The organism is Sphingobium agrisoli, from assembly GCF_041877245.1.
Classification (GTDB): domain Bacteria; phylum Pseudomonadota; class Alphaproteobacteria; order Sphingomonadales; family Sphingomonadaceae; genus Sphingobium.
The window spans coordinates 110,726-129,903 of the sequence record NZ_JBHDJI010000001.1; the positions used below are offsets into that span (position 1 = coordinate 110,726).

A 19,178-nucleotide genomic window follows, 5' to 3' on the forward strand; every position below is an offset into this window, starting at 1 on the left:
CTGGGGGCGGTCCGATGAATGGGGGAAGCGAACAGGGTCATGATGCCGATGCGGGATGGAGCCTGCCGGCCTGGACCTATCGCGACCCCGATTTTTTCGCGGCGGAGGTCGAGCGCATCTTTCGCCCGGCCTGGCAGATCGTCTGCCATGAAAGCGATATCGCCAACATCGGTGACTATCAGACCTTTGATTTTCTGAGCGAAAATATCCTCCTGATCCGGGGCGAGGATGGCGTCGCTCGCGGCTTCACCAATGTCTGCCGGCATCGCGGCGCGCGGATCGTGGATGGCGCAAGCGGTTGCGCGAAGAAGCTGGTCTGCCCCTATCATGGCTGGACCTATGCGACCGACGGGCGGCTGACCGGCGTGCCGATGAAGGCGAGCTATGGCGCGGGGTTCGACGTGGCGGCGCATGGGCTGGCCCCGGTGTCGGTCGAAAGCTGGCAGGGCTTCCTGTTCGTGCGGCTGGAGGATGAGGACGGGCCTTCGGTCGCGGAGATGATGGCCCCCTACGCGGCGGAGATCGCGCATTATCGCTTCCCCGAATTGCGGGCGCTCGGGCGCGTGCCGCTGCGGCCTCGCGCCGTGAACTGGAAGAATATCGGCGACAATTATTCGGACGGGCTGCATATCGCGGTCGCGCATCCGGGCCTCAAGAGGCTGATGGGCGACGGCTATGGCGTCGCGGCGTCGGGCCATGCCGACAAGATGTGGGGGCCGATCGTCGACAAGCCCTCCGCCAACCTGTCGGAGCGCGCCTACCAGCATTTCCTGCCCGCCGTGCCGCATCTACCGGCAGATCGGCAACGGCTGTGGACCTATTTCAAGCTGTGGCCCAATTTCGCCTTCGACATCTACCCCGATCAGGTGGATTTCATGGCCTGGCTGCCGGTCTCGCCGACACAGACGCTGATCCGCGAGATCAGCTATGCGCTGCCCGACGCCCGGCGTGAGATGAAGGCGGCGCGCTACCTCAACTGGCGCATCAACCGGCAGGTCAATGCCGAGGACACCGCACTGGTGAGCCGCGTGCAGGCAGGGATGGCGTCGTGGAGTTTTACCGTGGGGCCGCTCAGCGAGCAGGAGGTGGCGCTGCGGCATTTCTGCGCGCGGGTGCGCGGGTTGATACCGGAGGCGCGGTTGCGGGAAGCGCCGCGAGCGGGATGGTCTTCTTCTCATCCCCTCCCTTTTAAGGGAGGGGACCGAGGGGTGGGGGCGTGCCCCACGCCGAACCCCGCGCCAGACGCATGGCCCCACCCCAACCCCTCCCCTAAAGGGGAGGGGCTAAAGAGGCGAAGGTAACATAATGACCAAATCCTATGACGCCGTCATCATTGGAGGCGGGCATAATGGCCTGGTCTGCGCCTTCTACCTGGCGCGGGCGGGATATAAGGTGCGGATCCTGGAGCGACGCGATGTCGTCGGCGGGGCGGCGGTGACCGAGGAATTCCATCCCGGCTTCCGCAATTCGACCGCGAGCTACACGGTCAGCCTGCTCAATCCCAAGGTCATCCGCGACATGAGACTCGCCAACCATGGGTATCGCGTGATCGAGCGGCCGATCAGCAATTTCCTTCCTACAGAGGATGGCGGTTACCTCAAGCTGGGCGGCGGTCTCGCGCGCACGCGGACGGAGTTCGCGAAGTTCAGCGCGAAGGACGCCGAGGCGCTGCCGGCCTATTATGACGCGCTGGAAGTCGTGGCCGACGTGCTGCGCGACCTGGTGCTGAAAAGCCCGCCGAATGTCGGTGACGGCATGACCATGGTGGTCGAGGCGCTGAAACAGGGGCGGCGCGTCGCGGCGCTCAGCCTAGAGCAACAGCGTGATGTGCTGGACCTGTTCACCAAGTCGGCGCGATCCTTCCTGGACGGCTGGTTCGAGAGCGAGGCGGTGAAGGCGGCATTCGGCTTCGACGCGGTGGTCGGCAATTACGCCTCGCCCGATACGCCGGGCAGCGCCTATGTGCTGTTGCATCATGTGTTCGGCGAGGTGAACGGCACGAAGGGCGCGTGGGGCCATTGCGTCGGCGGCATGGGGGCGATCACGCAGATCATGGCGAAGGTCGTGACCGCCATGGGGGTGGAGATCAGCCTCGACGCTCCGGTGGCGCGGGTGCTGGTGGATGGCGCGCGCGCCGTCGGCGTGCGGCTGGAAAGCGGCGAAGAGGTGATGGGCCGCACGGTCATCGCCAATGTCGGGCCCAAGCTGCTTTACGAGCGGTTGATGGATGCGGCCGATTTGCCCGGTGATTTCGTGAAGCGGATCAAGACGTTCAAAGCGGGGTCAGGCACATTCCGCATGAATGTCGCGCTGTCCGCCCTCCCCGATTTCGCCTGCCTGCCGGGCGTGGGCGAGCATCATAGGTCGGGCATCATCATCGCGCCGACGCTCGATTATATGGATCGCGCTTTCATCGACGCGAAGCGCGACGGATGGTCGAAGGCACCGATCGTCGAGATGCTGATCCCGTCGACCATCGACGACAGTCTGGCGCCCGAGGGCTGTCATGTCGCCAGCCTGTTCTGCCAGCAGTTCGCGCCGGAGTTGCCCGACGGACGAAGTTGGGACGACGAGCGCGAGGCGGCGGCGGACGCGATCATCGCGACGGTGGAGGCCCATGCGCCGGGTTTCGCCAAGAGCGTGATCGCGCGGCAGATCCACTCGCCGCTGGACCTGGAGCGCAAGTTCGGGCTGGTCGGCGGCGACATCATGCACGGCAATCTGACGCTGGACCAGATGTGGGCCGCGCGCCCGGTGCTGGGCCATGGCGCCTATCGCGGGCCGGTGAAGGGCCTCTATATGTGCGGCGCGGGGACGCATCCGGGCGGCGGCGTGACCGGCGCGCCGGGGCATAATGCGGCGCGGGCGGTGTTGAAGGACGGGACGCTGTTGGGGCGATGGCGGAGCGCCCGCGAAGGCCGGGGAAGACCATAGCCGGCCCGACGCGATCGGCTAAGCCATCATTCCGGCGCTTTTGCCACGCTCACCATCGCGGGACGCAGCAGGCGGTCCTTGATCATGTAGCCCGGCTGCATTTCGACGAGGATCGTGCCCGGCGCGGCGTCGGCGGACGGCACTTCCATCATCGCCTGATGCTTGTTGGGATCGAGCGGCTGGCCCACCGACTCCAGCCTGGTGATGCCGTTGCGGCCGAACACGCTGTCCAACTCGCGCCCGGTGGCTTCGAGGCCAACGACCAGCGATTTGAACTTCTCATCATCGCGCAGTTCGGCAGGGATCGCGGCGAGCGCACGGCTGAGGTTGTCGGCTACCGACAGCATGTCGCGGGCGAAGGCGGTCGCGGCATAGGCGCGCGCATCGGCCAGTTCCTTTTCCAGCCGGCGGCGCACATTCTGCGTATCGGCATGGGCGTAGAGAATGTCCTGCCTGGCGGTCGCCAGTTCGGCCTCCAGCGCGGCGATCCGGTCCGTCACGCCATCAGCCGCAGGCGCGGCGTCCTCGGGCAGGGTGTCAACAGCTTCGGTATTTTCCAAATTCTTGTCTTCGCTCATCTCATCAATCTCGACAGCGTCTGTGCGGTGAAATCCACCATGGGGATCACCCGGGCATAGTTCAAGCGCGTCGGGCCGATCACGCCGACCACGCCGACGACCCGGCCGTCCGCCCCCCGGTAGGGCGCGGCTATGACCGAAGAACCCGACAGGGAAAAGAGCTTGTTTTCCGACCCGATGAAGATTTTGGTCGCGGTCCCCGCCAGCGCGCCGCGCAGCAGGTCCAATATCTCCTGCTTGCCTTCCAACGCTTCGAGCAGTTGCCGCGCCCGCTCCAGGTCGGCGGCGGTGCCGTCGTCCAGCAGGTGCGACTGGCCGCGCACGATCAGCACCGGGCGGTCGTCGGCGTCGTGCGACCAGATGGCGATGCCACGCCGCACCAATTCCTGCGCCGCGCGGTCGAGCGCGCCCCGCTCCGCCTCCATCTCCCGCGCCAGCGCCTCTCCAGCCTCGCGCAGGGTGAGGCCGCCAAAGCGCGCCGACATGAAATTCGCCGCCTCATTCAGCATCACCGGCGTCACGCCCTCGGGCAGGTCCAGCACCCGGTTTTCGACCGACCCGTCCTGCCCGACCAGAACCGCGAGCGCCTGGCGCGCGTTGAGCGGCACGAAGCCGAACTGGCGCAGCACCGGCTCGCGCTTGGGCACCATGACGATGCCGGCGCAGGCGGAAAGGCCGCTGAGCGCCGCCGTCGCCGCCGACAACGCTTCCTCGATCGGGCCGCTTTCGGCGATGCCCGCCTCGATCGCGCGCCGTTCCTGCTCGGACGGCTCGGCCGCCTGCATCATGCCGTCGACGAACAGGCGCAGCCCTGTTTCGGTCGGCATCCGCCCCGCCGATGTATGCGGCGCGGCGAGCAGGCCCAACTCCTCCAGATCCTGCATGACATTGCGGATCGAGGCGGGCGAGAGGCTGAGCGACGCCATCTTGCTGATGGTGCGCGATCCCACCGGCAGGCCAGTGCCCAGATAATTCTCCACCACCAGGCGGAAAACATCGCGTGCGCGATCATTGAGTTCGGAAACCGGGATGACCGACATGGTCCTTATCTAGGCCCAAGCGCAGGTCGGCTCAAGATGTCCTCATCGGGCGCTCGGTCCCGGTTTCAGCATGGGTTCGATCTCCAATATCCTGGGCACCGACGCGATGGCGACGCGCAGCTTGCCGTAGCGCGCGTCCATGCAGCCCGACTGATAGTCGAGCCGGGTCGTATCCCGCCCCGGCCGGCTCCATTCGATCGAATAGGCCGGCATGTCGGTGGCGAAGCGGTCGCAATCCTGCCCATGTTCGATCCTGCGCGTCGTCCCCATCGCCGGACGGTGGGGCGCGAGCGTCGCGACCAGCCGGCGATATTGCGCCGGTGTGACGGTGAAACGGGTCGGTCCCGGCACGGAGGTGAAGCGCTCCGGCTCCAGCAGCGCCGATCCGTCGGGCGACACCTGCACCGAATAGGCGGGACAGGTGCCAAAGCAGCGCCCGGCGGTGAAGCGGATGACGTCGCCCGGCACCTTGGGCGGCTCCAGCGTCTCGCCGCTGCCCATGCACCCGCCCAGCGCCGCCAGTGCGGCCATCCCAAGATATTTTATTTTCATGTTCGCTCTCATATCCCCGAAATCGCGCGCTGGACACTGGCAAGACACGCCGCCGGACGCTAAGCGCCGTCTCCTGACCGTTTCGGAGAGTAAAATATGCGTCCTTCCGGCCGCGCGCCCGACCAGATGCGCGACATCACCATGGAGCCCGGCTTCACCATCCATGCCGAAGGCTCCTGCCTCGTCAGCTTTGGCGACACGCGCGTGCTCTGCACCGCTTCGGTCGAAGAGAAGGTGCCGCCCTTCCTGCGCGGCAAGGGGTCGGGCTGGGTCACGGCCGAATATGGGATGCTGCCCCGTGCGACCCATACGCGCGGCAGCCGCGAGGCGGCGAAGGGCAAGCAGTCGGGGCGGACGCAGGAAATCCAGCGCCTGATCGGCCGATCGCTGCGGACGGTCGTGGACATGAAGAAACTGGGCGAACGCCAGATCGTGATCGATTGCGACGTGATCCAGGCCGATGGCGGCACGCGCACGGCGGCCATTTCGGGAAGCTGGGTGGCGCTCCGCATCGCGGTGGACAAGCTGCTGGCTTCGGGCGCGCTCGCCGAAGACCCGATCATCCAGAAGGTCGCCGCGATCAGCTGCGGCATCTATGAAGGCACGCCCGTGCTCGACCTCGACTATGCCGAGGACAGCAATGCCGAAACCGACGCCAACCTGATCCTGACCGGCGACGGCAAGTTCGCTGAAGTGCAGGCGACGGCCGAAGGCGCGGCCTATGACGAGGAGGAACTGCTGCGTCTGTTGCGCCTTGCCCGCATCGGCTGCGCCAAGATCTTCGCTGCGCAGGATGCCGCGACGGGGCGCTGAAAGCTAACACATTGATTAAATGCCGTGCTCCTGCGAAAGCAGGAGCCTAGGGTCGCTGGAGGTGACTTCGCACCTTGGGCTCCTGCTTTCGCAGGAGCACATATAGCAGGGTCATGATATATGTCGGACGATTTCGGACAGGAGCAGGCGATCCGCAAACTCGCCCCCGGCAAGCTGGTGATCGCCAGCCACAATCCCGGCAAGGTGCGCGAGATCGCCGAGCTGCTTGGCCCCTATGGCATCGAGCCCATCTCCGCCGCGTCGCTCGACCTGCCCGAACCGGAGGAGACCGGCACCACCTTCATCGCCAATGCGGAGCTGAAGGCGATGCAGGCCGCCGACCTCTCTGGCCTCCCCGCGCTCGCTGACGACAGTGGCCTCTGCGTCGAGGCGCTGGGCGGCGACCCCGGCCTCTACTCGGCGCGCTGGGCCGGGCCGACCAAGGATTTTGGCGTCGCGATGCAAAAGGTGTGGGAGGGCGTCGAAGCGAAAGGCCCGGACGCCAGCCGCAGCGCCCATTTCATCTGCGCCCTCGCCCTCGCCTGGCCCGACGGCCATGTCGAGGCGTTCGAGGGCCGGGTCGACGGCATGCTCGTCTGGCCGCCGCGCGGGGACAAGGGCTTCGGTTATGACCCGATGTTCCAGCCGCTGGGCTACGACATCAGCTTCGGCGAGATGGACCCGGCCAAGAAACATGCGATGAGCCACCGCGCCGACGCCTTCGCCAAGCTGGTCGCGGCGGTGTTCTGAGCGTCCATGCGTCGGCTGGCTTTACAATCCGTTATCGGCGCGACCATCTGTTAACCTCCAAGGTCGGCCAATAGGCCCCCGGCGCCCGTTCTGGCACGCGCATTGCGAACCGATCCGCATTCCCGCCGTTCTACTACGGGGATGCCGGTCGGTCTCCATCGGCATCCCCACCCGGCCAGCGACCGCATTGCCGATGGCCTCCCCGTGCAAAAGCCTCTAGGGCGGGCCGCGCCCATGCCCACCCTGTCCGCCCCTGACCCGCTCGCCCTCTACATCCACTGGCCCTTTTGCGTCTCCAAATGCCCCTATTGCGATTTCAACAGCCATGTGCGCGAGGGGATCGACGTGGACGCCTGGCGCGCGGCGCTGATCGCCGACATGGCGCATGAGGCGGCGCTGACCGGCGGACGGCCGCTTTCCTCCATCTTCTTCGGCGGTGGCACGCCTTCGCTGATGCCGCCCGCGCTGGTCGAGGCGCTGATTACTGGCGCGCAGGCGCATTGGGGCTTGACCCCCGACATCGAGATCACGCTGGAAGCCAATCCCAACAGCGTCGAGGCGGCGCGCTTCGCGGATCTTGCGGCGGCGGGGGTCAACCGTGTATCGCTCGGCCTTCAGGCACTGGAGGACGAAGCGCTCCACTTCCTCGGCCGGGCGCATGACGTCAAGGAAGGGTTGGCCGCGCTCGACACCGCCCAGCGCGTGTTCGATCGGGTGAGTTTCGATATCATCTACGCACGCCCAGCGCAGAGCGAGGCCGATTGGGAGGCCGAACTCGCCCGCGCGCTAGCCTTTGGCACAGGGCATCTCTCGCTCTACCAGCTCACGATCGAGCCGGGCACCCGATTCGCCACGTTGGTCGCGCAGGGCAAGCTGACCCCCGCCGACCCCGATCATGGCGCGACCCTCTATGAACTGACCCAGGCGATGACCGGCGCGGCCGGCATCCCGGCCTATGAGATCAGCAATCATGCCCGGCCGGGGCAGGAGAGCCGCCACAACCTGACTTACTGGCGCTATGGCGACTATGCCGGGATCGGGCCGGGCGCGCATGGACGGCGTGGCGGCACGGCGACTTTGCGCCACAAGAAGCCGGAAAACTGGATGAACGCCGTCTCCCGGAACGGCCATGGCCTCCAGAGCGAAGAGACGCTGCGCCCGGAGGATCAGGCGCGCGAGGCGCTGCTGATGGGCCTGCGGCTTGGTGAGGGCGTGGACCTCGACCGCGTCGCCGCCCGTTCAGGCGTGCCGCCGCGCCAGCTCGTCGACGCGGAGGCGGTGGCGCAACTGACCGATCTCGGCCTCGTCCGCCAGTCCGGCCCCCGGCTTCAGGTCGCGCCAGCCGGCATGTTGCTGCTCGACGCGATCCTCCCGGAGATCGTGGCAGTGTAACCGGCGGCCGTTTACGCAAAGCACGTGAGCCGGGGCCCCGCTTTCTTGCGACGCGGCTCCTCGAAAAGGAAGCCGGGCCACGGGTCAAGCCTGGGGCGACGATATTGGAGACGTAGGAAATCCCAGGTTTTAATCCTGACCCCTTAATCCCGCCCGCTGCGCAGCTCCGCGATCGACTGGTCGATATCGCGCAGCGCCTCCGCCCGGTCGGCCTCGGGGATGGAACGGTTGCCCGCAAGCTGTGAGCGCGCCATCCGCAGATTGCTGAGCGCGGTCACCTTTGCCGTGCGACGCGCCTGCTCGGCATGCCGCTCGGCCATGCGCACCGCATTGTCCGCTTCCCACTCCGCAATCCGGGCGGCGCGTTCGGCCTGCCGCTCGGCCTGCGCCGCCACACGCTCCGCGTCGGCGATGCAGATGCGGACCCGGACATGCCGCTGGCCGCTGGCGTCGGTATAGTCGCGATGGGTCGTGCGCTGCTGCCCCTTGTCGCAGCCTTCGCGCACATCGACAACCGGCACCATCCGGGCGATCTCCGCTTCGGACGGCACGCGATGGGTTTCGACCCGGCCGTCCGAATGGGTCACGGTGATGCGCCCTTTTTCGTTGCGGACCACCGGCGGCATGGGCGGCACCGGCGGCACGGGCGCGGTCATGTCTGCGGCCGGCGCAATCGGAGCGATGGGGGCCATCGGCGCAACCGGCGCGACGGCATCGGCGGTCGCGGGGATGTCCGGAACAGTCGGCACGTCGGGAACGGTCGCTACGGCGGCCGCTGCCTCTGCCTTGGCCGGCTGCGCCACCAGATCGGTGAGGCGCGCAAAGTCGGCGCTTTCCACCTTCTGCGTGATCGCCGCCATCTGCTGCGCGGCGCGGCTGCCCGATGCGGTGAGCGCGAGGCCCGTCGCGGTGACGAGGGCGACGGCGGCCATGCCCCAGCTGATCCGCCGGAGCGACATGTCATGGTTCGACAGCATTTTCAGCCTCCCTTTCAAGGCGGTGATGCGGGTGAGGTGGCAGGCGCCGGCGAACTGCCGCCCGCCCGCCGCTTTCAGGATCGCGCGGCCATAGGCATGGGCCTGATCCCGGCCATAGAGCGAGAGCACCCGCGCGTCGCAGGCGGTTTCCTGATCGGCGCGATAGGCACGATAGGCGATCCAGGCGACCGGATTGCACCAGTGGACGCCCAGCAGCAGCAGGGCGATCATGTTGGCGGCAAGGTCGCCGCGTTCATGATGCGCCCGCTCATGCGCGATCGCCATATCCTGTTCCTGTGGATCGTAGCGTAGCGCGAAATCGGCGGGCAGGACGATGTAGGGGCGGATGATGCCGAAGGCGAGCGGGCCCGAAGCCTGCGGACTGGTGAGGATGCGGATGCGCCTCTCCGCGGCGATCTCCGTCGCGCCTTTCAGCATATGGCGGCGGAAGCGGGCATAGCCGACCGCCTGCACCATCAGGAAGGCGACAAGCCCCACGAACCAGACGCCGATCGCGGTTTCCAGCCACGGAAAGCCGCCCGTATCGGCCACCAGGGCCGCGGGAGCCGTTGCGCCCCCCAGCATGTCGGGCAGCCCCGCCTGGTCCACCGCCAGATGCAGCGGCGAGGGATCGACGTCTTCGGGCAATGCCGGCAGCAGCATCCGCGCGAGCGGCAGCGCCCATAGCAGATAGGCCGCCCCGGCGCCCATGAAACGCGCCACTGGCCGGCGGAGCATCATCACCAGCGCCATCAGCAAGGTCGTGGCGATCAGCGTTTCGGCGATCCAGACACTCATGATTTCAACCCTTTCAGGATTTCCTCAAGCTCGGCGATATCTTCCGCCGTCAACTGATCCTGGCTCGCCAGCTGCGCGACCAGCGGCGACACCCGCCCGCCGAACAGCCGGTTGACCAGCCGCCCCGATTCGCTCGCGACATAATCGTCGCGCGCCACCATCGGCCGATAGAGGAAGCGGCGCCCGTCCTGCTCGGCGGCGATGACATCCTTGCTCATCAGCCGCGACAGCAGGGTCTTGACGGTCTGGAGGCTCCACTCCCGATCGGCCGCGACGCGATCGGCAACGTCATTGGCCGTCTGCGGCGACTGCTCCCACAGCGCCTCCATCACCACCAGTTCCGCTTCGCTGATCTTCTCGCTCACCGTTTCGCTTCCGACTCGTCGCCTTGCATCTACAGATGTAGTCGCATCATCTACGCTTGTAGTCAATAGCGCCAGCGGCGGCTCCGCCTACCCTAACCTGCGTTATTCCCCTGCCCTTTCGCGGCGGGCCCGCCGGACCAGCGCTGAACCATCCGGCATCCCAGCTGTTGCCAGGGATGAAAGGAGACCCCAATGTCCGACAATTACGAAGACATGATCCGCGAGGATGGCCTGCCCGGCCATGAATCGACCCTGGAACCCAAGCCCGAATGGGAGCCGCGCTATCCCGGGTCGGGCCGACTGGAGGGCAAGGTTGCGCTGATCACCGGGGCGGACAGCGGTATCGGCCGCGCCGTCGCCGCCCTCTACGCGCGCGAAGGCGCGGACGTCGTGATCCTCTATCTTTGCGAGCATGACGACGCGCAAAAGACGGCGCGGATCGTGGAGGCCGAAGGGCGCGAGGCGCTGACGATCGCCGGCGATATCGGCGACAAGGCATTTTGCGACGCTGCCGTCGCGCAGGTGATCAATCGCTTCGGCCGGCTCGACATCCTCGTCAACAATGCCGGCGAGCAGCATCCGGACAAGGACATCATCGATATCAGCGAAGATCAGCTGCGCCGCACTTTCCAGACCAATATCTTCGGCATGTTCTTCCTGACGCAGGCGGCGCGCCCGCACCTCAAGGCCGGCGCGGCGATCGTCAACTGTACCTCCGTCACCATGTATCAGGGCGAGAAGGAACTGCTCGACTATTCGAGCACGAAAGGCGCGATCACCGCCTTCACCCGCAGCCTGTCGGAAAATCTGGTGAAGGACGGCATTCGGGTCAACGCCGTCGCCCCTGGGCCGATCTGGACCCCGCTCAATCCCAGCGGCGGCGCGTCGCCCGAAAAGCTCGAACATTTCGGGGAGGGCACGCCCATGGGCCGCCCCGGCCAACCGAACGAAGTCGCCCCCGCCTTCCTCTTCCTCGCCTGCGACGATTCAAGCTATATGAGCGGGCAGGTGCTCCACCCCAACGGCGGCACCATCGTGAACGGGTGAAGAGCGCGAAAAAGCCGCGTCGGAGCCCCCACCCCGCGCGGCCTTTTCTTTGCAATGAGCAGATGATCCGCTCAGTTCGCCTTGCTCAGGTCCACCTTCTCGACCCATTCGGGGTAGAAGGTCGGCTCCCGGTTCGACCAGCCGGCCGCGGTCGCCGCCGCTTCGCTGATCGACTGGAGCAAGACCCGCCGCTTGTCGGGGTGAAGATGGGGCAAACTCGCCGCCGCGCAGAAAGCGCCCGGCAGCCAAGGCCGCGCCCCCGCGCCGAGCAACCGCTCATATAGGAAGCGATAAGACGAGAAGCTCCCCAGCCGGTTCTGCCCCAGGTCGAATGCGGAGATCGTCACCAGCGGCGCCATGAACGGTTCCACCTGTTCGAGGCCACTGTCGTCGGGCACCCGCGACTTGATTTCGTCCAGCCGGCCATAGATCCGTGCCTGCGCCCGGATCGAGGCTTCCTCCACCATGTCGCGCGACCACAGCTTCATCGCGTCACGGCGATGCAGCCCGATGTCCAGCGATCTGCGGATATAGCGTTGCGTGGCAGACGGGAAGCTGGCGAATTCTCGCAGTTCCGCGAGGGTCACAGCCCCATCCGCCGGTCTTGCACTCGTGCCCATATTCATGCCCTCCGACTTCAAGTCGCAGGATGGAATATGCGCCTTCCATGGTTACTGAAGGCTTAAGCGCCTATTCCACCGCTGTTCAGCAACGGAACAGATTTCGTTGTGCGGTGCAACATGAAATTTTGATGACTGCGATGAATGGAGCCCGGCCCACATCGTGCGTTGACCCATAAACTTTCAGAACACCGCTCCAACGCGGCATTCGTTGCGCCGTGGTGGCGATCGCTCAAGCCGTCGCGCGGCGCCCCAACACCGCGCCGATCATCGCGCGCCACACCGCGACGTCGCCCGCCTGCGCCATCTGCGCGTCCGGCTCGCGCAGCGTATGGAGGATGGCATAGGCATCCTCGACATGATCGCGCCAGGCCGCATCCACCTTGTCCGCCGCATGCGGATCGCTGCCCTCGCCGTTCAGGCTCAATTGCCGCCCGGCAAGCACGCGGGCGATCCGTTCGACAGCGGGAGTGGCGGATGTCGGCATTGATGGCTTCTCCTCTCGTCCGGCGGCGCCTTCGCCTGCCGCCGGGCAGTTTAGCATAGCCGCAGCGCGGGCGCTATTTATCCTCTTCGCTAAAGCCCGACGAGGGCACCGGATCGCCATGATCGCCGGGCCGGGTGGTCGACGGCGGATCGGAGGCGTCCATCGAATCCTTCAACCCCTCCTCCAGCTTTTCGTCGCGGTCCAGCGTATGATCCTGTTCGTCGCTCTCGCGCCGGTCGCCGGCTTCCTCGCGGCTGTTCGGGCGCACGTCCTGCTTGTCGGTCATCCTCTCTCTCCTTCGCAAGGATCAACGGACGGCGTTGCGGCGCGGTTCCCTATTTTGGCCGTTCGACCAACGTCCGCGCCGCTTCGACCAGCAACAAAGCGGGGTGGAGACTCCGCGCGCCTCCCGGCCTAGAAGAGCGTCATGAACAATAGCGCCGAAGACGGCGAGCGTGGCGTGGCGCCGGCGGTCGCTCTCTATTCCATTTTGGGTTTCTGGTTCTTCTACACGGTCATCGTCAGCCTGCGCGCAGCCGTCATCGGCTTCGACGCGCAATGGGAACTCGCCGCCCGAAGGATGGTGGTGGCGACGATCGGCATCATCGTGACCTGGATCCTCTACCTCGCCCTGCGCCGATTCGATGGCAAGCCGCTCCTGGTCCGCGTCGTCGCCGCCTTCTCGCTCGCCGCCCCCTTCGCGCTCGCGATGGCTGCGGCCAACTACTATGTCTTCAACGTCTATGATCCGGTGTCGCTCTTCCCTGACGCCGAATTGAAGACGGAAATGGCCGAGAAGGGCTATGTCTTCGTTGCGATCGTCGAGGATGCGATCAGCCGCTATTTCTTTCTCGCCGCGTGGGCCGGCCTCTATCTTGCCCTCTCCTATGCCAGCGAGGCGCACCGCACGGAGCGCCGCGCCGCCCGGCTGGAGCGCGCCGCGCAACAGGCCGAATTGCGATCGCTGCGCTATCAGGTAAACCCGCATTTCCTGTTCAACACGCTGAATTCGCTGTCGACCCTGGTGATGCGGAACCGCCCGGACGAGGCGGAAAAGATGATCATGTCGCTCTCCAACTTCTACCGCACCAGCCTGACCGGCGATCCGCTGGACGATGTGCCGCTGGAGGAGGAAGTGCATCTCCAAAAGCTCTATCTCGACATCGAATCGGTCCGCTTCCCCGACCGGCTGATGACGGTGATCGACGTGCCCGACCCGCTGATGAGCGCCTGCGTCCCCGGCCTCATCCTCCAGCCTCTGGTCGAAAACGCGATCAAATATGGCGTCTCGCGCACCTCCAGCCCCGTCACCATCACCATCACCGCGCGCGAGGATGGCGACCTGATGCACATCGCCGTCACCGACGATGGCGACAATCCGCCGAGCGATGGCGACGCGGGCAGCGGCATCGGCCTTGCCAATGTGCGCGATCGGCTGACGGCGCGCTTTGGCGAGTCCGGCCGCATCGTCTATGGTCCGCGCGAGGGAGACGGTTTCTCCGTGCTCCTCACCCTACCCATTATCCGTCGGGGCTGCTGATACTCATGTCCATCCGCACCATGATCGTCGATGACGAGCCGCTCGCGGTCGAACGGCTCCAGATGCTCTGCGCCCGCGAGCCGCGCATCGCGCTGGTTGGCACCGCCACCGATGGCGAGGCGGCGCTGCGGCTGATCGAAGGGTTGAAGCCCGACCTCGTCATGCTGGACATCGCCATGCCCCTGCTCGACGGCATTGGCGTCGCCCGCGCGGTCGGGCGCATGGGGATGCGACCCGCCGTGATCTTCGTCACCGCTTTTGAAGGCTTCGCGGTCGAGGCGTTCGATCTCGCCGCAGTCGATTATCTGCTCAAACCTGTCGCGCATGACCGCCTGACCCGTGCAATCGACCGGGTGGAAGCGGCGCTCCGCAATCAGGGCCCGTCCGACGCCCATGCGCCGCCGGCCGAACCGGCGCCCGAATGGGCCGAGGAATTCTGGGTGCCGCACCGTTCCGAACTGATCCGCATCGCCGCCGACCAGATCGACCGGATCGAGGCGGAGCGCGACTATATGCGGCTGCATGTCGGCAAGCACAGTTACCTGCTGCACCAGACGATCAGCAGCCTGGAGGAGAGGCTGGACCCGCAGATGTTCGTGCGCCTGCATCGCAGCCATATCGTGCGGCGCGACCATATCGCGCGGCTGCGCCATGACGGTAGCGGCGTATGGTTCGCGGTGCTGGCCGACGGCGCGGACATCCGCATCGGCCGCACCTTCCTGGCCAACGCCCGCGCGATGACGGGGCGGTAAGGCTTATTCGCCGAAGCCCACCGACAGGAATTCGGGCACGGGGCCGTTCCAGCCTTCGTCCGGGCCATCGTCCACGGGATCGCGGCGGCGGGGAGCGCGTTGCGGTTCGGGCTGGCGCTGGCGCTCGTCGCGCGGGGCGTCCCGCTTCTCCTCGCGCGGACGGTCGTCGCGGCGGGGCCGTTCCTCGCGACGGGAGCGGCCGCGCTCGTCACGCGGCTCCTTCGCCTCGCGAGGCGCATCGGCCTTCGCCGTTTCGCCCGGCACGGTCGCGTAAGCAATCTTCGTGCCGATCAGCTTTTGAATATTGTCGATCGCCTCGGCATCGGCTTCGGACACGAACGTATAGGCGACCCCGGTCGCCCCAGCCCGCCCGGTACGGCCGATGCGGTGGACATAATCGTCGGGGTGCCAGGGCGCATCGAAGTTGAAGACGTGGCTGACGCCCTTGATGTCCAGGCCGCGCGCCGCGACGTCGGACGCGACCAGAATGTTGACCTTACCATCGCGGAACCGCTCCAGTTCGGCGATGCGCGACGCCTGATCGATGTCGCCATGGATCTCGCCCGACCGGAAGCCATGGCTCTGGAGGCTCTTGTTGAGTTCGCGCACCGTCGTTTTGCGGTTGCAGAAGATGACCGCGCTGGTCACCTCCTCCGCCTTCAGCATGGCGCGCAGCGCTTCGCGCTTCTTGCGCGATTCGACCTTCACCAGATGCTGAGTGATGTTGGTGGAGGCGGTCGCGGGCCGCGCCACTTCGATCGACTTGGGATTGGACAGGAATTTGTCGGCCAGCTTTTTGATGACCGGCGGCATGGTGGCCGAAAACAGCAGCGTCTGCCGCTGGGACGGCAGCTTGGTGCAGATTTCCTCGATATCGGGGATGAACCCCATGTCGAGCATCCGGTCGGCTTCGTCGATCACCAGCATGGAACAGCCGTTGAGCAAAATCTTGCCCCGGCCGAACAGGTCCATCAGCCGTCCGGGCGTCGCGATCAGCACGTCGACGCCGCGCTCCAGCGCCTTGACCTGATCGCCCATCTGCACGCCGCCGATCAGCAGCGCCATCGAAAGCTTGTGATATTTCCCGTATTTCTCGAAATTTTCGGCCACCTGCGCGGCCAGCTCGCGGGTCGGTTCCAGGATCAGGCTGCGCGGCATCAGCGCACGGGCGCGGCCATGGGCGAGAATGTCGATCATCGGCAGCACGAAGCCCGCCGTCTTGCCCGTGCCCGTCTGGGCGATGCCGATGATGTCGCGCATCATCAGCACGGACGGGATCGCCTGCGCCTGGATCGGCGTTGGCGTGTCGTAGCCGGACTCGGTCACGGCCTTGAGCAATTCGTCGGAAAGGCCGAGATCGGCAAAAGTCATTCAAGCGTCCGGGACAGGAGGGAATCCGTCCGCGCGTCCGCGACGGAAATCGGCCGCGCCTTGCGGAAATCCCGGCCACTTGTCAAGAAATTCGCGCGTGTGCGCCTCATTCATCCTCGTCATTGGGGATGAGGCGACGGAAACTGTCAATCGCGCAGCTAAGGCCACTGCGCGCCTGCAACTCGTCCCGCCCCGAACATAGCGACCCGTCCTCGTGCGGTTCGACATAGAAGCCCGAGTAGAAGCCCAGGGAATCGCACCCCCGCTCCAGCCGCGCGCGATAGCGGTGGTTATCGGCCAGGATCAGGTCGACGCCATTTTCCACCACCACGCCCGCCGCCCGGATCGAGCGCAACGCCACGCAGCGCGGCCCCTTCTTCTCGCGCCAGTCGTCGCGCGCTTGCGGGTCGATTCGGACCGGCGCCCGCCCCTTTCGCACCGTGGGCACACGGATGATGACGCGTTGCTGGATGGTGAGTTGCGCCAGCTCCACGGGCTCCCCCGCAGGCGCGGTCAGCAGCAACAGGAAGGTTGAAAACAAGTCGGACCCCTTTTGGGAGTGGGACGCTATCGACCGATGGTTGAACCGTCGATGAATTCCGGGGCATAGCATCGTCCCATGATCGCACAGCAGATAATCGACCGCTTCGCCGCCCTGCTTGGCCCCAAGGGCGTCGTCACCGATCCCGCCGACATCGATCCATGGGTCCATGACTGGCGCGGCCGCTATCATGGCGCGGCGGCGGCGATCCTTTCTCCCGCCTCGACGCCGGAAGTCGCGGCGACCGTGGCATTGGCGGCGGAGCTTGGCGTGCCGCTGGTGCCGCAGGGCGGCAACACATCGATGGTGGGCGGGGCGACACCGCCAGCGGACGGTTCCGCGCTCATCCTTTCGCTGCGTCGCATGAACCGCATCCGCAGCCTGCTGCCCGAGGACAATCTTGCCGTGTGCGAGGCCGGCGTGATTCTGAGCGTCCTGCACGACGCCGCCGAGGCCGCCGGCCGCCGCTTCCCCCTGAGCCTGGGCGCGAAGGGATCGGCCACCATCGGCGGTCTCGTTTCGACCAATGCGGGCGGCACGCAGGTGCTGCGCCACGGCACGATGCGCGCGCTGGTGGAGGGGGTGGAGGCGGTGCTGCCCGACGGCAGCATCTTCGACGGGCTCGACGCCCTGAGAAAGGATAATCGCGGCTATGACATCAAGCAGCTGCTGATCGGTGCGGAGGGGACTCTGGGCGTCGTCACTGCCGCCGCGCTGCGTCTCGCGCCCGCCATCGCCGCCCGCGCGGTCGGATGGGTGGGGATCGAAAGCCCCGCCGCCGCGCTCGACCTGCTACGCCTTGCCGAAGCGCAATTGGGCGATAGCGTCGAGGGGTTCGAGGTAATCGCGGACGAAACGCTGGGATTTGTCCTCGGCCACATTCCCGGCACCCGCAGCCCGGTCGAGACGCGCACCCCATGGCATGTGCTGATCGAGGTGGATCATCCTGACCTGGCCGAGCCCGGCCCGGCGGAGCGGCTGGAGCAGGCGCTTGCCGCCGCCTTCGATCGCGGCATCGCCGTCGACGCCGCCCTCGCCGCCAACGAAGCGCAGGCCGACGCCTTCTGGCGCATCCGCGAATCGCTCTCCGAAGCCGAGCGGGCGCAGGGGCCGGCGCTGCAATATGACATCAGCGTGCCGGTCGCGAAAATGCCGGCCTTCATGGTCGAGGCGGCCGCAGCGGCGGAGGCTCGCTTCGCCGGCACCACCGCCTCCTCCTTCGGCCATCTGGGCGACGGCAACGTCCACTTCCATGTCCGCGCGCCCAAGGGCACCAGCGACGGCCCCGCCTGGATCGCGGCACAGGGACAGGCGATCAACGCCTTCGTCCATGACGCCGTGGTGGCGGCGGGCGGCTCCATCTCGGCCGAACATGGCATCGGCCAGATGAAGCGCGCCGAACTCGCCCGCCTGTCCAGCCCCGCGCGGATCGGCGCGCTGCGTGCGATCAAGGCGGCGATCGACCCCCAGGGCCTGTTCAATCCCGGCAAGCTCATCCCGCTGCCGGACGAAATCTGAGCCTCCGTTCGCCGACAAACAGATTGCCTATCGCCGGCAAGGCCAGTATCGCCCTGCCGCAATATTTACCCGTGCCGGCCGGACCGGCGGCACATCGAAAGAGTGGACCCTGATCATGGCCAGCGCGCCCGCCAATACCCTGCCGATCTTCTACAATGATCTTCTGCCGCTCAGCACCAACGATCATATCGATTACAGGGTGCGGCAGGTCGAATCGGCGCCTTTCCTGGTGACGCAGCATGCGGTTCCGCTGACCGTCGACGAATTCGTGCCCGCGCAGCGCTTCGCGCCGATCATCTTTTCGTCGGGCGACGATTCGGTGCCGCTGCTGCTGATGGGCCTGAACGAAGGGGTCAATATTTTCGTCGATGATCAGGGCCAGCTGCGTGGCCCCGCTTATGTGCCGGCCTATGTCCGCCGCTATCCCTGGATGCTCGCCAAGCTGCGCCCGGACAGCGAGGAACTTTCGCTCTGCTTCGACCCCACCAGCCCCGCGGTCGGCGCGTTCGAGGACGGCCAGCCGTTGTTCGACGACGGCAAGCCCAGCGAGCTGACCCAGGGCGTGCTCAAATTCTGCGAGGATTTCGAGCAGGCCGCCGCCCGCACCGGCCAGTTCGTCAAGGATCTAAAGGACATGGACCTGCTGATGGACGGCGAGGTCTCGATCCAGTCACCGCTGAACGAGCAGCCCTTCGTCTATCGCGGTTTCCGCATGATCAACGAGGAAAAGCTGCGCGACCTGCGCGGCGACCAGCTTCGCAAGATCAACCAGAACGGCATGTTGCCGCTGATCCACGCGCATCTCTTTTCGCTGCAACTGATGCGCGACGTCTTCGAGGCGCAGGTCGCGCAGGGCAAGGGGCCGGTTCCGGCGCCGGTCGGCCTGGAAGTCGCCGACGCCTGAACGCGGGGTTAAGCCGAAGGGCTTGAAAAAATTGATGGACGGCAGGTCGCATTGCCCTTGAAAGGCCGCGCGACCTGCCCTATCTTCTAAACATATGGCGCACCTGCCCCCCTTTCGGGTGTGTCATATGGGCGCCTCCCCCTTTGGAGGCGTCTCCTCCCTGAACCTTGGCCGCCCCATGCTCGCATGGGGCGGTTTT

20 protein-coding genes are annotated in these 19,178 nt (G+C 66.2%); 10 read left to right on the forward strand and 10 right to left on the reverse strand.

Annotated features, from left to right (window positions below):
* Positions 1-14: 14 nt before the first annotated feature.
* Both ACETPF_RS00495 and ACETPF_RS00500 read left to right on the forward strand, forming a co-directional pair.
* Positions 15-1,301, forward strand: a complete 1,287-nt coding sequence (locus tag ACETPF_RS00495; RefSeq protein ID WP_373932314.1) for an aromatic ring-hydroxylating oxygenase subunit alpha — start codon at positions 15-17, stop codon at positions 1,299-1,301.
* Positions 1,302-1,305: 4 nt separating this feature from the next.
* Positions 1,306-2,934, forward strand: a complete 1,629-nt coding sequence (locus ACETPF_RS00500) for a phytoene desaturase family protein (protein ID WP_373932315.1) — start codon at positions 1,306-1,308, stop codon at positions 2,932-2,934.
* 26 nt (positions 2,935-2,960) lie between these two features.
* Here the strand turns inward: ACETPF_RS00500 and grpE are convergent, their stop codons facing one another.
* Genes grpE through ACETPF_RS00515 form a run of 3 tightly spaced genes read right to left on the reverse strand, consistent with a single transcriptional unit; the run spans position 2,961 to position 5,104 of the window.
* Entirely contained in the window at positions 2,961-3,512 is a 552-nt protein-coding gene (gene grpE / locus ACETPF_RS00505) for a nucleotide exchange factor GrpE (RefSeq protein WP_373932316.1), read from the reverse strand.
* The gene (gene hrcA, locus ACETPF_RS00510; protein WP_373932317.1) at positions 3,509-4,552 is read right to left on the reverse strand and encodes a heat-inducible transcriptional repressor HrcA; all 1,044 of its coding nucleotides are present in this window, start codon (positions 4,550-4,552) and stop codon (positions 3,509-3,511) included. The genes grpE and hrcA overlap by 4 nt, the downstream gene beginning before the upstream one ends.
* Positions 4,553-4,594: 42 nt before the next feature.
* Positions 4,595-5,104 (reverse strand): DUF6438 domain-containing protein, encoded by a 510-nt coding sequence (locus ACETPF_RS00515; protein ID WP_373932318.1) that lies wholly within the window; start codon positions 5,102-5,104, stop codon positions 4,595-4,597.
* Between the two features lie 96 nt (positions 5,105-5,200).
* Between ACETPF_RS00515 and rph the strand changes: the two genes are divergently transcribed.
* The 3 genes from rph to hemW all read left to right on the forward strand — a co-directional run bounded on the left by rph (position 5,201) and on the right by hemW (position 8,059).
* Entirely contained in the window at positions 5,201-5,917 is a 717-nt protein-coding gene (gene rph, locus ACETPF_RS00520; RefSeq protein WP_373932319.1) for a ribonuclease PH, read from the forward strand.
* Between the two features lie 120 nt (positions 5,918-6,037).
* A complete protein-coding gene (rdgB, locus tag ACETPF_RS00525) occupies positions 6,038-6,667 on the forward strand; it encodes an RdgB/HAM1 family non-canonical purine NTP pyrophosphatase (RefSeq protein ID WP_373932320.1) in 630 nt (209 codons plus the stop codon).
* Positions 6,668-6,901: 234 nt separating this feature from the next.
* Positions 6,902-8,059, forward strand: coding sequence for a radical SAM family heme chaperone HemW (gene hemW / locus ACETPF_RS00530; RefSeq protein WP_373933031.1), 1,158 nt, complete (start codon positions 6,902-6,904; stop codon positions 8,057-8,059).
* Between the two features lie 143 nt (positions 8,060-8,202).
* Here hemW and ACETPF_RS00535 read toward each other — a convergent pair whose 3' ends face one another.
* Together ACETPF_RS00535 and ACETPF_RS00540 are read right to left on the reverse strand one after the other, a co-directional pair.
* On the reverse strand, positions 8,203-9,834 hold the full coding sequence (locus tag ACETPF_RS00535; protein WP_373932321.1) for a M56 family metallopeptidase: 1,632 nt from the start codon (positions 9,832-9,834) through the stop codon (positions 8,203-8,205).
* Positions 9,831-10,199 carry a BlaI/MecI/CopY family transcriptional regulator gene (locus ACETPF_RS00540; RefSeq protein WP_373932322.1) on the reverse strand — a complete coding sequence of 123 codons (369 nt, stop codon included), beginning with the start codon at positions 10,197-10,199 and terminating at the stop codon, positions 9,831-9,833. Before ACETPF_RS00540 ends, ACETPF_RS00535 begins: the two co-directional genes overlap by 4 nt.
* Positions 10,200-10,391: 192 nt before the next feature.
* Here ACETPF_RS00540 and ACETPF_RS00545 point away from each other — a divergent pair, with 192 nt between their 5' ends.
* Positions 10,392-11,246 carry a glucose 1-dehydrogenase gene (locus ACETPF_RS00545; RefSeq protein WP_373932323.1) on the forward strand — a complete coding sequence of 285 codons (855 nt, stop codon included), beginning with the start codon at positions 10,392-10,394 and terminating at the stop codon, positions 11,244-11,246.
* Between the two features lie 71 nt (positions 11,247-11,317).
* Here ACETPF_RS00545 and ACETPF_RS00550 read toward each other — a convergent pair whose 3' ends face one another.
* The 3 genes from ACETPF_RS00550 to ACETPF_RS00560 form a co-directional block, all read right to left on the reverse strand.
* Complete coding sequence (locus tag ACETPF_RS00550; protein ID WP_373933032.1) at positions 11,318-11,866, reverse strand: hypothetical protein; 549 nt, start codon at positions 11,864-11,866, stop codon at positions 11,318-11,320.
* Positions 11,867-12,098: 232 nt separating this feature from the next.
* Entirely contained in the window at positions 12,099-12,353 is a 255-nt protein-coding gene (locus tag ACETPF_RS00555; protein ID WP_373932324.1) for a hypothetical protein, read from the reverse strand.
* Between the two features lie 73 nt (positions 12,354-12,426).
* A complete protein-coding gene (locus tag ACETPF_RS00560; RefSeq protein ID WP_373932325.1) occupies positions 12,427-12,639 on the reverse strand; it encodes a hypothetical protein in 213 nt (70 codons plus the stop codon).
* Between the two features lie 141 nt (positions 12,640-12,780).
* Between ACETPF_RS00560 and ACETPF_RS00565 the strand changes: the two genes are divergently transcribed.
* Together ACETPF_RS00565 and ACETPF_RS00570 are read left to right on the forward strand one after the other, a co-directional pair.
* A complete protein-coding gene (locus tag ACETPF_RS00565; RefSeq protein ID WP_373932326.1) occupies positions 12,781-13,893 on the forward strand; it encodes a sensor histidine kinase in 1,113 nt (370 codons plus the stop codon).
* Positions 13,894-13,898: 5 nt separating this feature from the next.
* On the forward strand, positions 13,899-14,645 hold the full coding sequence (locus ACETPF_RS00570) for a LytR/AlgR family response regulator transcription factor (RefSeq protein ID WP_373932327.1): 747 nt from the start codon (positions 13,899-13,901) through the stop codon (positions 14,643-14,645).
* A gap of 3 nt (positions 14,646-14,648) precedes the next feature.
* On the opposite strand, the gene ACETPF_RS00575 is transcribed toward ACETPF_RS00570, so the two are convergent.
* Positions 14,649-16,016, reverse strand: coding sequence for a DEAD/DEAH box helicase (locus ACETPF_RS00575; RefSeq protein ID WP_373932328.1), 1,368 nt, complete (start codon positions 16,014-16,016; stop codon positions 14,649-14,651).
* 106 nt (positions 16,017-16,122) lie between these two features.
* Positions 16,123-16,557, reverse strand: a complete 435-nt coding sequence (locus tag ACETPF_RS00580; RefSeq protein ID WP_373932329.1) for a hypothetical protein — start codon at positions 16,555-16,557, stop codon at positions 16,123-16,125.
* Between the two features lie 78 nt (positions 16,558-16,635).
* Here ACETPF_RS00580 and ACETPF_RS00585 point away from each other — a divergent pair, with 78 nt between their 5' ends.
* The gene (locus ACETPF_RS00585; protein ID WP_373932330.1) at positions 16,636-18,075 is read left to right on the forward strand and encodes an FAD-binding oxidoreductase; all 1,440 of its coding nucleotides are present in this window, start codon (positions 16,636-16,638) and stop codon (positions 18,073-18,075) included.
* Between the two features lie 115 nt (positions 18,076-18,190).
* Positions 18,191-18,979, forward strand: coding sequence for a SapC family protein (locus tag ACETPF_RS00590; RefSeq protein WP_373932331.1), 789 nt, complete (start codon positions 18,191-18,193; stop codon positions 18,977-18,979).
* The last annotated feature ends 199 nt before the right edge of the window (positions 18,980-19,178 follow it).